The sequence below is a fragment of the Ochrovirga pacifica genome (genome assembly GCF_000220525.1).
Taxonomy (GTDB): domain Bacteria; phylum Bacteroidota; class Bacteroidia; order Flavobacteriales; family Flavobacteriaceae; genus Ochrovirga; species Ochrovirga pacifica.
In genome coordinates this window covers 25,193-38,372 of sequence record NZ_AFPK01000063.1, presented here as the reverse complement: position 1 = coordinate 38,372, position 13,180 = coordinate 25,193, and the positions used below count along the sequence as shown (strand labels likewise).

Genomic DNA, 13,180 nt, shown 5'->3' with positions numbered 1-13,180 from the left:
AATTTAAGTTAATGAGTTGACAAAATATTAGGTTAATAAATCTTTTACTACGTGACCATGAACATCGGTTAAACGGTAACGTCTTCCTTGGTGTTTAAAGGTCAAACGTTCGTGATCTACACCAAATAAATGCAATAAGGTAGCATGAAAATCGTGTACATGTACAGGGTCTTTTACTACATTATAACTAAAGTCATCTGTTTCTCCAAAAGAAAATCCCGGTTTTACTCCAGCACCAGCCATCCACATCGTAAAAGCAGCAGGGTGATGGTCTCTACCGTAATTTGTTTTGGTTAATTGACCTTGAGAGTATACTGTTCTACCAAACTCACCTCCCCAAACAACTAGTGTGTCTTCTAACATTCCACGTTGTTTTAAATCCTTAATTAAAGCAGCTGTTGGTTGGTCTGTTTTTCTACAATTGTTTTTAACTCCTCCTGGACAGTAATTGTGTTGGTCCCACCCTTGGTGATACAATTGTACAAACTTAACTCCTTTTTCTAATAATTTTCTGGCCATTAAGCAATTGGCAGCATAGGTACCAGCATTTCTACTGTCTTTACCATACATTTCAAAAATATGTTCGGGCTCATCACTGATATCTGTTACCTCGGGTACGGAAGTTTGCATTTTAAAAGCCATCTCGTACTGAGCCATTCTAGCCTGAATTTCTGGATCTCCGTAAGAGTCTGTTTGTAAATCATTTAAATGACTTAAATAATCTAACATTTTTCTACGGTCTTTACCATCATAATTTTCAGGATCTGTTAAATACAAAACAGGATCTTTTCCTGATCTAAATTGTACTCCTTGATGTTCTGTTGGCAAGAAACCGTTCCCCCACAAGTTAGCATTCAAGGGTTGCCCTTTTCCGTTTTTAGAAACCAAAGTAATAAATGTTGGTAGGTTCTGGTTATCAGAACCTAAACCATAACTTAACCAAGAACCAATAGAAGGCCTACCAGGCAATTGATGTCCTGTTTGCATAAAAGTAATTGCTGGAGTATGGTTAATTTGATCGGTTTGCATTCCTTTTATAAAACACAAGTCGTCTACGATTTCTGCAGTATAAGGCATTACTTCACTTACCCAAGCTCTAGATTCTCCGTATTGTTTAAATTTAAAAGTTGATGGAGCAATAGGTAAAGTACTTTGGCTACCACTCATTCCTGTTAATCTTGTACCTCCAATTACAGAATCTGGCAATTCTTTTCCAAACATATCGCTCAACTTAGGTTTGTAATCAAACATGTCCATTTGTGAAGGTCCACCACTTTGGAACAGGTAAATAACACGTTTTGCTTTTGGCAAATGATGCGGTAACCCCAATCTGTTTTTGTTGTAGGTTTCTAATATTTTTTCGGTCATCTTTTCTTGATTCCCGGCAGCCCACATCTTTTCAGCTCCTAACAAGTTTCCTAGAGCCAAAGCTCCTAAACCTAAAGAAGTCTTTTTTAAGAAGTGTCTTCTGTCTATTTGTTTTTCTATTTGTTGTAAATCTCTATTATTAGATCTAAACTTACTGTTTTCTAAATCGTTACACATAGTTTTTTTATTTGGAGGTTCACAATTATCTTTTGGTAATACTAGCATCAGCGTTCATAATGGTACTCGCAACTACTGCGTTGGCAGTAATTAATGCTTTGCTATCGGTATCATTAGCCGCAATCTTAAACTCTCCAGTATTCAACCATCCTTTTGTTTTTTCTGGATTATTTTTAAACTTTTCGTATTCTGATTTTTGCAATTCAGATAGTAACTTTAACTCATTTTCAGTAGGTGTTCTACCAGTCAATTTTCTAAAGGCTGATTTAATACCATCTGTAATTGTTGGTGCATCTGCAATTTGTTTTCCTAAAACTCTTGAGGCTTCTACATAAGTAGGGTCATTTAAAATAACCAAAGCTTGTAATGGAGTGTTTGTTTTTTGTCTCCTAGTGGTACACAAGTCTCTTGAAGGTGCATCAAACGTAGCCAAAGTAGGATGAGGAACAGTACGTTTCCATATAGTATACATACTTCTTCTATATAATTTATCTCCTTCATCTTGTTTGTATTCAGCTCCATTTACTTTCCACAATCCTTTAGGTTGATAAGGGCTTACACTTTGTCCTCCAATCTCTTTATTCAATAATCCTGCAGCCAATAGTGCATTGTCTCTAAGCATTTCTCCAGACAGTCTTACAGCAGGCCCTCTAGCCAACCATTTATTATCTCCATCAATGCTTTGTAATTTTTCAGACACGGCAGAGTTTTGTTGATAAGTGTAAGACATCATGATGGTTTTATGTAATTTTTTCACATCCCATCCAGATTCTACAAAATTGGTGGTTAACCAGTCTAACAGTTTTGGATGTGTAGGTAACTCTCCTTGATTTCCAAAATCTTCAGAAGTATTTACAATTCCTCTTCCAAATAAATTTTGCCAATATCTATTAACAGTTACTCTGGCTGTTAAAGGGTTTCGTTTGTCTGTAATCCACTTAGCCAATCCTAGCCTGTTTTTTGGATATTCTTTTGGCATAGGAAAAATATCTTCTGGTACGTTAGGAAATACTGAGTCTGTAGGAGAATCGTACAAGCCTCTATCTAGTATATATGCTTGACGATTTCGCTTACTTTCTTTAAGTACCATAATTTGTTTTACCTTATTAATACTATCAACATAAGCCAAACGGTCTTTTTCTAATTTGTAAAGCATTTTGTTGTAACTATCAGAATTTACGGCCAAGTAGTAGTCTGTTAATTGCTGCTTTTGTTCTTCTGATAAACTTGCATAAGTTGCTTTTTTAAGCTCTTTTAAGGCATCTGATTTTGCGAGTTGTAAAACTTCAATTTCACTTAATTCTCTTTCGTATACCATTAAGTCATCTACCACGGCATCTTTAATTCCTTTTCCTCTCCACACAGCTCCAATTCTTAATCCTGGTTCTATACGTGGGCTTTTAGCTCCGTACAATTGCAAACCATGGAAAATAATGTCTTTGTACAAGTTGTCAAAAATAGTTTCTGTTTTTTGTTTTTCTCCGTTCACAAAAATTCCTACTCCATCGGCCTTACTAGATCCATTGTAGGTCATGGTTAAATGCACCCATTCTTCTCTAGGAATATCGTCAAAAGTTTGTACTACAATAGCGTTATCTGGATAAACGTGTGCTAACAAAGCTTCTAATTTATTGTCTTTAATTTTTAAATGATAACCTCTGAAACTGTGTAATTCTGGGCTGTTCATTTTGTGAAAAATAACTCCCTCTTTTAAGTCCTTAGGAATAAAAACTTCCAGACCAATTGTAAAAGGTTCGTTTCGTTGAAAAACACCAAGCTTGTCTAAGTCCATCCAAGTATCACCGTTCATGGCCAATCCTTTTCCTGATTTTCCTTTTTTTGTAATTACAGGTTCGTTTTTTACAAACTCTTGTCTCATCTGGTATTTTTGCTTTTCTTTAGTTCTAACTTTGTTGGTTAATTTTCCATCGTTAAAATCAAAATGAGCAATCAAACCTTTAGGGTTTGGGTTGTTTGGTATAGTTTTAAAAGCATTCTTAGCGATCCATTTTTCGGCCTTGCTTGCTTCTGTTTTAGCTACTTTTTGAGTTTCCTCTTTGGTTTCATCAACAATCCCTTTTAAATAAGCCAATACTTTTTCTTGTTTTTCTGTTGGTAGCAACATGGCAGGTACAGGAGTTGCTCTATCCCATGGAATCAATCCTGTTTCGTCTACATTATTAAAGAATGCAAACAGTTCATAATAATTTTTTTGAGAAATAGGGTCGTATTTGTGATCGTGACATTGTGCACATGCATAGGATAATCCTAACAATCCTTGACTTACAGTTGCAGTTCTATCTGAAACATAAGCAACTCGAAACTCTTCATCAATAATTCCTCCCTCTATATTTTGAGGATGCAGCCTATTGTATGCTGTTGCTAAACGTTGTTCGCGAGTTGCATTGGGTAATAAGTCTCCCGCTAACTGCCAAGTAATAAACTGATCATAAGGCATGTTTTTATTAAACGATTTAATGACCCAATCTCTCCAAGGAGATACGTCTCTGTAATAATCGTTACTATAACCATGCGTATCAGCATAACGAGCAACATCCATCCAGTCTAAAGTTCTTTGCTCTCCATAGTGAGGAGAGGCTAACAAACGATCTATTTGCTTTTCAAAAGCATTGTCAGATGTATCATTTAAAAAAGCATTGATTTCTTCTTCGGTAGGAGGTAAACCTATCAAATCTAAAGAAGCACGTCTTAACAAAGTTTCTTTGTCTGCTTTTTCAGAAGGAGTTAACTTCTTTTGTTCTAATTTACTCAATACAAAGTTATCGATAGGGTTTTGCACCTTATCTGTTAACTTTACTTTGGGTATTTCTGGGTTTTCTACAGGTTCAAAAGCCCAATGTTTTTTATATTCTGCTCCATCTTCTATCCATTTTAATAAAACTGCTTTTTCATAATTAGTTAGATTAAGATGAGATTCTGGAGTAGGCATTACATATTTAGGATCGTCAGAAAGAATTCTGTGAACCATTTCAGAGTTTTTTAGATTTCCTGGATCAATGGCTACTTTACCCGGAGATTCAGGCAACTCCGCATAGGCTTTCTCTGCGGTATGCAATTGCACACCACCTAATATTTTTTTCTCATCAGGTCCATGACATAAATAACACTTATCCGATAAAATAGGTTTTACATCTTGGTTAAAGTCCAACTTTTTAGGAAGGTCTTTATACGCTACTTCAACTCCCTCTGGCATGCTAACACCACAAGAAAAAAGACAAAAGGCAGCAATTGTGTAAACTATCTGTTTCATGTAAAAGTTGTTTTTTTACAAAATTAACTTTCAACAAAGGTTCTTTTATTATATTTGTCAGATATTTTTCAACACAAATCCGACTTGTCTAGTTGTTATTGTGAAGTAATTATATAAAAAAGTGAATAAATCTATAGAAAACACAACTTTATCTCTATTAAATGTAGGATATGTGAATTTATCAAATGATTGGAACTATCAAAATGTGATGAGTCCATTTTTTAGATTATATTATGTAACTGATGGTGAGGCCAAGGTGTTTCATCATCAACAGGAATATGTGTTAAAACCTGGATTTATGTATTTAATTCCTAGTTTTACCTACAGTCATTACAGATGTGATAAGCAGATGACTCAATACTACATTAGTGCAACAGAAATCTCGGCTTCTGGGTTGTCTATTTTTTCGAAGCTAAATTTTATTTACGAAACCAAAGCTGATGCAATTAGTTTGATTTATTTTAAACGAATTTTAGAACTAAATCCTAATAGATCATATACCAATGATGACCCTAAAGTGTATGATAATGAAACAGGGTTGGTTTCTTTTAAAACAGAAAATCAACGTTTGTCTCAAAGTGCTTATTTTGAAACATCTGGATTGTTAAAGTGTATCTTGTCTAAATTTATTGTGCGTTATCAAAATGATGTTTCTTCTAAAAAGAAAAATGCAAAAATGAATAAAATTCAAGATTACATTAATATTAATTTGCATACAGAAATGACGGTTATGGAGTTGGCTTCTTCTTTAAATTTAAACGTAGATTATTTTTCTAGGCTGTTTTATAAAACGTTTGGAATACGTCCTAATGAATATATCCAGAAAAAACGTGTAGAAAGAGCACAACTATTACTGGTTGCAACACAAAATGATTTACAGGAAATTGCGGATCAGGTGGGGTTTTCTAATGTGTCTTATTTTTCTAGAGTATTTAAAAAACTAACACAAAAAACACCATTACAATATAGAAAAGAACATTGGGAGGTCTAAAAATAAAAAAAGCATTTCTAATCAATTAGAAATGCTTTTTTGAATATAGTATGTGATTGTCTAGTTTAAAATCGCATCCAACTTTTCTTTTTCTTCTTGAGCCAAAGCAGCATCTACCAAAATACGTCCTGAGTATTCATCGATAGTGATTTTTTTACGACTAGCAATTTCAATTTGTACTTGTGGTGGAATGGTAAAGTAAGAACCTCCTGCAGCACCTCTTTCAATAGCTACTACAGCCAATCCATTCTTTACATTGCTTCTAATTCTTTGATAAGCAGTTAACAAATGGTTGTCAATTTTTTCTGCCATCTGATCAGACAAAGATTTCAATTCGTTTTGTTCGTTCTCTGTCTCTTTTAAAATTGAGTTTAACTCGTTTTTTTTGTGATCTAAATGTGCTTGTTGCGCTTCTAATTTTTCGTTAGTTTTTGCAATAGCTTCTTTTTTGTGCTCAATTTTAGCATAAGCTTCTTTTATTCTTTTTTCTGCCAATTCAATTTCCAATTCTTGGAATTCAATCTCTTTACTTAAAGAATCAAACTCTCTGTTATTACGAACAGATTTTTGTTGTTCAGCATATTTTTTAGCCGCAGTTTTAGCGTCTTCAATACTGATTTTACGATTAGAGATTTCGGTCTCAAAATTAGCAACATCTTGATTTAATTTCTCAATACGTTTAGACAAACCAGCAATTTCACTCTCTAAATCTTCAATCTCTAAAGGCAATTCTCCTTGTACGTTATTGATTTCATCAATTCTAGAATCAATTAATTGTAAGTTATAAAGAGCTCTTAACTTATCTTCTACGGTTACTTCTTGTTTCATTGCCATAATACTATGAATAATATATTGGGTTTGTATGGATATTCGATAAAATGATTGCAAAATTACAAAATTTTTCGGTAAGAAAGTCAACTAATAGATTTTTTGTAAACTGCTCACTTTCATAATGTCCAATATCTGCCAGTAAAATTTTCCCTTCAGCTTTGTAAAAATCATGGTATTTAAAATCCGCAGACAGGTATACATCTGCCTTTTTTGCAATTGCATAGGAGGTTGCAAAACTACCAGAACCACCCAACACAGCCACTCTCTTGATTTGTGAATTTATAATAGCTGAGTGTTTGATGCAAGAAACATTCATTTTGCTTTTTACTAAAGCTAAAAACTCTTCCGTGGCCATGGGAGTTTCTAATTCTGCAACCATTCCCATACCTATGTGCTGGTTTTTGTTTTCTAGTAAGCTTACTTCGTATGCTACTTCTTCGTAAGGATGGGAAGCTAATAATGCTTTGATAATTTTTCCTTCTAAATGTTTTGGGAAAGTTACATGTAGTTGCACTTCTTCTTCGGTATGGAGTTTTCCTTTTTCTCCAATAGTAGGGTTAGAATTTTCGTTGCCTTTATAGGTTCCTGTACCCAGATTTGTAAAACTACAATGATCGTAATTTCCAATACTACCAGCTCCTTGTTCAAAAAGATGATTTCTTACCTGTTCTAAAGCGTTGGTGGGAACGTAGGTAGTAAGTTTTTTTATAGTGTTTTTTTGTGGAATTAAAATTTCCCTTTGGGTCAATCCTAGAACTTCACAAATCTTAGCATTTACTCCATCAAAACTATTATCCAAAGCTGTGTGTGTAGCATATATTGCAATGTCGTTTTTTATAGCTTTTAATACAACTCTTTCTACATAGGTTGCTCCGTTTAGTTTTTTCAACCCAGAAAAAATAATAGGGTGAAAGCTAACAATTAGGTTACATTTGTTTTCTATAGCTTCATCAACAGTAGCCTCTAAAGTATCTAAGGTTACTAAAACGCCTGTAACTTTTGTCTGTGCATCTCCTACAAGCAACCCCACATTGTCAAAATCTTCTGCATAAGACAAGGGAGCTAGTGTTTCAATACAATCTGTAATTTCTTTAATTTTCATACCCAAAAATAAAGATTTTATTTTTTTACTATTGCTTCTAGGCTTTATTTGTTTTAGTTTTGATTTTTTACTTAACAATAATTTTACATTGATGTTTTTTAGTAAGGTTGTTCGCTATCTTTTGTTACCATTTTCTTTGTTGTACGGAACCATCACAGCAATTAGAAATGGTTTGTACAACAACCAAGTCTTAAAATCTACCAAATTTAAGATTCCCATTATTTGTGTAGGAAATTTAAGTGTAGGAGGAACAGGTAAAACTCCGCAAATAGAATATCTTATTAGACTACTAGCTACTTCTTATAAAACTGCAGTTTTAAGCAGAGGTTATAAAAGAAAAAGTAAAGGATTTGTACTCGCAAATTCACAAACAACCGTAAGGGATTTAGGAGATGAGCCCTATCAATATTTTCAAAAATTTAATGAAATTGATGTAGCTGTCAATAACAACAGAGTAGAGGGGGTATATCAGATTTTAGAACAGTTGCCTAGCACCGAACTTGTTTTGTTAGATGATGCTTATCAGCATAGAAAAATAAAGGCTGGACTTCAGATTCTATTAACCTCGTACCACAATTTGTATAGTGATGATTTTATGATGCCTACAGGAAGGCTAAGAGAATTTAAAGCAGGTAAAAAAAGAGCCCAAATTATTGTAGTAACCAAGTGCCCTGTTGATTTGTCAAAAAAAGAACAAAAACACATTAGACATAAGCTTAAACCCAACTCTCATCAATCTTTGTTTTTTACCAAAATACGTTATTCTAAGCAGCTAATCAGCAAACAAAACACGATGGCTTTAGAAAAAATAGATCGTCCCATTGTACTAGTTACTGGAATTGCCAACCCAACACCGTTAACTACGTATTTACGCTCTTTAGGTATTTCTTTTGAACATTTAAAATTCTCAGATCATCATAACTTTAGTGTTAAAGAACTAGGTGATATTCATGAAAAATCTATAACTCACTTAGTTTTAACCACCGAAAAAGATTACGTAAGACTATGTGATGAAATAACCAATTTGTACTACCTACCTATCGAGATAGAATTTTTAGATTCAAAAGAGCAGTTCGATCAGTTGATAACCTCTTTTGTAGAAAACTTTAGATAGATTCTGTTAGAATTTTGGTCGCATTAAACTCTCTAGATGTTTGGGCTACATACCAGCTGTTGGCACATTGCTCTTCTTTAAGTTCTAGTTTTTGATTTGCACATACCCACTCTTGCATTGCTTTGTCAAACTCTTGTTCCGATAAACGAGGGTTGCTAATGATAGCATCAAACAATTGATTCATTTTTTTTCTTTGATTTAGTAAACTATGAAAACCTTGCATATTTGTTATGTTTTGTAATGGTGATACAAATATTCAATACATGTGTGTTGTGAATCTGCACGAATATGATAAATTTGTCATATACCTAAAAAACACTTACAATGGCTACTAATAAAAATGCGATGATACGCTACCAAGCATTGGATAAATGCTTTAGAAATACAGGAAAAAGATATGGAATTAACGATTTGATAGAAGCCTGTAATCAAGCTTTATTTAATTATAATGGCTCTGGTGATGGTGTAAAAAGAAGGCAGGTATACGAAGACATCAACTTTATGAAAAGTGAGCAAGGTTATGGTGTAGATTTGGAAATTACCAAAGAAGGGAGATCTGCTTATTACCGTTATGCTAATCCCAGTTTTTCTATCAATAACCAACCTATAAATGAAACCGAAGCTTTACAACTAAAAGAAGCTTTGTTAACCCTTAATAGAATTAAAGGATTGCCTCAATTTGGATGGGTAGAGGAGCTAACCTTAAAACTAGAAAAAGATTTTGGAATTCATGAAACCCCAAGAGAAATTTTGGGTTTTGAAACCAATCCTTTTTTAAAAGGACTAGAGCATTTAACTCCATTGTTTAATGCAATTTTGTATCAAAAAGTATTACAAATTCGCTACCAAACATTTAGAAAAGAAGGAGAAGAATTGTTTACAATGCACCCACAGTATTTAAAACAATACAACAATCGTTGGTTTGTTTTGGGGACACATTCCAAATACAATCCTGTAACTACTTTGTCTATAGATAGAATTATCGATATAAAAGAACTAAAAGAGCCTTACTTGGTTTCGGACATCGATTTTATTGAAAGATATGAAGATGTAATTGGGGTTACAAGAGGTGGTTTGAATGATGAATTGGTAAGAATTAAACTAAAAGCTTCTAAAGAATTAGCTCCCTATATTTTAACACAACCCATGCACGGAAGTCAAAAAAATGGCACGATGAACGCTGAGGGCTTGACGTTTACTTTAGATGTTATTCCTAATTACGAACTAGAACAGCAAATTCTCTCTTATGGCGAAGGAATCATTGTTTTAGAACCCCAAAGTTTTGTTGATAAAATTAAAACCAGAATTCAAGCCAGTCTTAACAATTATTAGTCGCTATTTTTAACAAGCATTGATCTAAATAATTGCTTAAAAACAGTTTATATAAATCAGCATAATTCTTTGTGTTTTCATAAAATATAGATACATTCGCGGCTCAAATGCAACAAAGATGCGTTTGGATTGTTTTAAACATGATAAGGTATCCGTTTTTTATAAAAAAAAGTATAGCGTTTGTATTGCTTTTCATTTTCATGGCATTGAAAATGGTAGGCAGTCATGCTTTTTTTCATAATGATGACCATCATGACCAAGAAAAGCCTTGTTCAGTTTGTGAGATTAGTATACAACAGAATATTATTCCCTTACAATTAGAAACTCCACCTGAATTTACACCAGAAACTCCGCTCTTTTTTTATCTAAAAAAAAGCATCAATAGTTATTGTTTTATAGAAGTTAGTGCTATTACTTCGGATCAACTTAACTCTAGGCCTCCGCCTAAATTTTCTTTATTTCTTTAAAACCCTACGTACAGTGAGCTTAGCAATAGAAGCCTCTGTTTTTACATGTGCCAAACAATTATCTAAATGATATAATTGTTTGACAATCAATGTGAATTATTTGCTGTTTTATTAGTAAAAACCACTTTATATGTTACAGAAATTTCTGTGCCTATGTGCTGTATTTAGTATGTATGCCACAGCTTATACCCAAAATTCGTTTACCTTAAAAGGTAACGTGTACAATGCCAAATCGTTAGAGCCTATAATGGGGGTTACTATTTTTGGAGAGCAGAACATGACAATTAGTTCTTCTGAAGGAAGTTTTGTGCTAGGTCCTTTTTACAAAAAAAATACAAGTATTCGTATTTCGCACATAGGATACAAAACACAAGATATAACAATAAATTTCTCGTCAAGTATAGAAAACCTTAAAATATATTTAAAAGAAACTACCAATTCTCTGAAAAAGGTAGAGTTGCACGGGAAATCAAAAAATAGACTATATGAAGAAAGTCCGTTAGTAACCTACAATGTAGATGAAGATTTTTTACAAAAAAACAGAGAAAACAGCCTGATGCAAACCCTACAAAATATTCCTGGAGTTAGTACCATTAATATAGGTTCAGGTCAATCAAAACCTGTGATTAGAGGTTTAGGGTTTAATAGGGTTGTTGTTGTTCAGAATGGAATTAAACATGAAGCACAGCAATGGGGAAGTGATCACGGTTTAGAAATTGATCAGTACGGAATAGAAAATGTAAGTGTTATAAAAGGGCCTGCCTCTTTATTATATGGATCAGATGCTATTGCAGGAGTGGTAGATATTCAACCTCCTAAAATTCCGCATATACATTCCTTTACGGGCAATGTTAATTTGTTAGCAGAAACAAACAATGATTTGCTGGGAATTTCTACTGGTGTTCAGTCTAGAAAAGAACATTGGTTTTACAGAGCTCGATTGACCTACAGGGATTATGGAGATTATAAAGTACCTGCAGATGTTATTAACTACAACAACTATGTTTTTCAACTTAGTAAGAATCATTTAAGAAACACAGCGGGTAGAGAAGCCAATGCAAGTTTTAGCCTAGGGTATATAGCAAGACATATAAAATCTGAAACGTTTTTTAGTAATGTAAATGCTAAAAATGGATTTTTTGCCAACGCACACGGTTTAGAAGTTAGAACATCAGATATAGATTACGATCGCTCTAACAGAGATATCGACTTGCCTTTTCATACGGTCAATCACTTTAAGGTATTGAACAATACTTCCATTCAGCAAGGAATGCATAAAATATCAATAGAACTAGGCTATCAACACAATCACAGAGAAGAGCATTCAGAACCTGTAGCACATGGGTACATGCCCAAACCTGATAATTCTAAAGAGCGAATTTTTAAGAAAAGTACCTATGCGTTAAACCTAAGAGATGAGTTTAAACCCAATGACCGCAACAAGTTGATATATGGAATTAATACAGAGTATCAAGACAATAATATAGCAGGATGGGGATTTTTAATTCCGGCTTACAATCGTTTTACAACGGGAGCCTTTGCTTACGACCACTACGAGTTAACGCACGATTTTCACCTAATGCTTGGCTTGCGTTACGATTATGGTACCATCGAAACCAAAGAATATGTAGATTGGTATGAAACACCCGTACATCATGGAGATGGAACCACAACAAATGCCTATGTACAAAGAGCTAAAAACAAAACCAATAAATACGGAAACTACAGTGCTTCTATAGGAGCAAGTTACATCGCAAACAACACCAAGTACAAGTTAAATATAGGAAGAAGTTTTAGAATGCCACTGGCTAACGAATTGGCATCGGACGGAAAAAACTATCACATGTATCGATATGAAAAAGGAAATTTAGACTTAGATCCAGAATCCTCTTATCAAATTGATGTTGACTTTGATCACACCAATAATTTGTTCCGTGTGTGTATGAGTCCTTTTGTCAATTTTTTTGACAATTTTATCTATTTAAATCCAACAGCAAATTATAACAATACCGAAAATTTACAAACTTACGAATACACCCAAGCCAAAGTGTTTAGAGCAGGAGGAGAGCTACAAGCAAGCACTACTTTGTTTGATAAATTAACACTAGACGGAACCTTAGAGTATGTGTATTCTAGACAAACAAGTGGTCCTAAAAAAGGGTTTACCTTGCCATTTGCACCACCACTATCAGGATTGATTAGTGCCAATTACGAATTTAAAAACACTCGTTTTTTTATAAAACCACAACTAACGGCTACGGCAAAAATAGTTGCCGCACAAAAGGAAATTGTACCTCCAGAAGAAATTACCAACGGCTATCAAGTATTTCATTTGTCTATTCAGAGCGATGTGCAATTGTTTAAAAACTTAGCCCCTGTTACCATAAGGCTAAAATTAAACAATGTGTTGGATACCAAATACTTTAATCATACTAGTTTTTATCGATTGATTGATGTACCCGAAGCAGGAAGAAACATCTCTCTATCAATGACCATTCCCTTAAATCACTAATTATTAATTATATCA

At 33.8% G+C, this 13,180-nt stretch carries 10 protein-coding genes; 5 read left to right on the top strand and 5 right to left on the bottom strand.

What is annotated here, in order from left to right; all coding sequences use genetic code 11:
* Positions 1-27 precede the first annotated feature (27 nt).
* On the bottom strand, positions 28-1,545 hold the full coding sequence (locus FS85_RS0111430) for a DUF1501 domain-containing protein (protein ID WP_029489443.1): 1,518 nt from the start codon (positions 1,543-1,545) through the stop codon (positions 28-30).
* Positions 1,546-1,570: 25 nt separating this feature from the next.
* Complete coding sequence (locus FS85_RS0111425; RefSeq protein ID WP_010136440.1) at positions 1,571-4,816, bottom strand: DUF1553 domain-containing protein; 3,246 nt, start codon at positions 4,814-4,816, stop codon at positions 1,571-1,573.
* A 121-nt stretch (positions 4,817-4,937) separates the two neighbouring features.
* On the opposite strand from FS85_RS0111425, the gene FS85_RS0111420 reads away from it, so the two are divergent.
* Positions 4,938-5,807: a helix-turn-helix domain-containing protein gene (locus FS85_RS0111420; protein ID WP_010136439.1), complete on the top strand. Its 870-nt coding sequence runs from the start codon at positions 4,938-4,940 to the stop codon at positions 5,805-5,807.
* Between the two features lie 60 nt (positions 5,808-5,867).
* On the opposite strand, the gene FS85_RS0111415 is transcribed toward FS85_RS0111420, so the two are convergent.
* Complete coding sequence (locus FS85_RS0111415) at positions 5,868-6,641, bottom strand: zinc ribbon domain-containing protein (RefSeq protein WP_010136437.1); 774 nt, start codon at positions 6,639-6,641, stop codon at positions 5,868-5,870.
* 4 nt (positions 6,642-6,645) lie between these two features.
* Positions 6,646-7,740 carry a Nif3-like dinuclear metal center hexameric protein gene (locus tag FS85_RS0111410; protein ID WP_010136436.1) on the bottom strand — a complete coding sequence of 365 codons (1,095 nt, stop codon included), beginning with the start codon at positions 7,738-7,740 and terminating at the stop codon, positions 6,646-6,648.
* Positions 7,741-7,831: 91 nt separating this feature from the next.
* Here FS85_RS0111410 and lpxK point away from each other — a divergent pair, with 91 nt between their 5' ends.
* The gene (lpxK, locus tag FS85_RS0111405; RefSeq protein WP_033194714.1) at positions 7,832-8,854 is read left to right on the top strand and encodes a tetraacyldisaccharide 4'-kinase; all 1,023 of its coding nucleotides are present in this window, start codon (positions 7,832-7,834) and stop codon (positions 8,852-8,854) included.
* Here the strand turns inward: lpxK and FS85_RS0111400 are convergent.
* Positions 8,847-9,038 carry a hypothetical protein gene (locus tag FS85_RS0111400; protein ID WP_139062204.1) on the bottom strand — a complete coding sequence of 64 codons (192 nt, stop codon included), beginning with the start codon at positions 9,036-9,038 and terminating at the stop codon, positions 8,847-8,849. The genes lpxK and FS85_RS0111400 overlap by 8 nt on opposite strands.
* 140 nt (positions 9,039-9,178) lie before the next feature.
* Between FS85_RS0111400 and FS85_RS0111395 the strand changes: the two genes are divergently transcribed.
* The 3 genes from FS85_RS0111395 (at position 9,179) to FS85_RS0111385 (ending at position 13,165) form a co-directional block, all read left to right on the top strand.
* On the top strand, positions 9,179-10,186 hold the full coding sequence (locus FS85_RS0111395; RefSeq protein ID WP_010136433.1) for a helix-turn-helix transcriptional regulator: 1,008 nt from the start codon (positions 9,179-9,181) through the stop codon (positions 10,184-10,186).
* 200 nt (positions 10,187-10,386) lie between these two features.
* Positions 10,387-10,653 (top strand): hypothetical protein, encoded by a 267-nt coding sequence (locus tag FS85_RS0111390; protein ID WP_139062203.1) that lies wholly within the window; start codon positions 10,387-10,389, stop codon positions 10,651-10,653.
* Between the two features lie 130 nt (positions 10,654-10,783).
* Positions 10,784-13,165, top strand: a complete 2,382-nt coding sequence (locus FS85_RS0111385) for a TonB-dependent receptor (RefSeq protein WP_010136430.1) — start codon at positions 10,784-10,786, stop codon at positions 13,163-13,165.
* Positions 13,166-13,180: the final 15 nt, after the last annotated feature.

Excerpts from the sequence above, each read along its gene's own strand:
- FS85_RS0111430 (WP_029489443.1), bottom strand. The coding sequence starts at position 1,545 with ATGTGTAACGATTTAGAAAACAGTAAGTTTAGATCTAATAATAGAGAT.
- FS85_RS0111425 (WP_010136440.1), bottom strand. The coding sequence starts at position 4,816 with ATGAAACAGATAGTTTACACAATTGCTGCCTTTTGTCTTTTTTCTTGT.
- FS85_RS0111415 (WP_010136437.1), bottom strand. The coding sequence starts at position 6,641 with ATGGCAATGAAACAAGAAGTAACCGTAGAAGATAAGTTAAGAGCTCTT.
- FS85_RS0111410 (WP_010136436.1), bottom strand. The coding sequence starts at position 7,740 with ATGAAAATTAAAGAAATTACAGATTGTATTGAAACACTAGCTCCCTTG.
- lpxK (WP_033194714.1), top strand. The coding sequence starts at position 7,832 with ATGTTTTTTAGTAAGGTTGTTCGCTATCTTTTGTTACCATTTTCTTTG.
- FS85_RS0111400 (WP_139062204.1), bottom strand. The coding sequence starts at position 9,038 with ATGAATCAATTGTTTGATGCTATCATTAGCAACCCTCGTTTATCGGAA.
- FS85_RS0111395 (WP_010136433.1), top strand. The coding sequence starts at position 9,179 with ATGGCTACTAATAAAAATGCGATGATACGCTACCAAGCATTGGATAAA.
- FS85_RS0111390 (WP_139062203.1), top strand. The coding sequence starts at position 10,387 with ATGGCATTGAAAATGGTAGGCAGTCATGCTTTTTTTCATAATGATGAC.
- FS85_RS0111385 (WP_010136430.1), top strand. The coding sequence starts at position 10,784 with ATGTTACAGAAATTTCTGTGCCTATGTGCTGTATTTAGTATGTATGCC.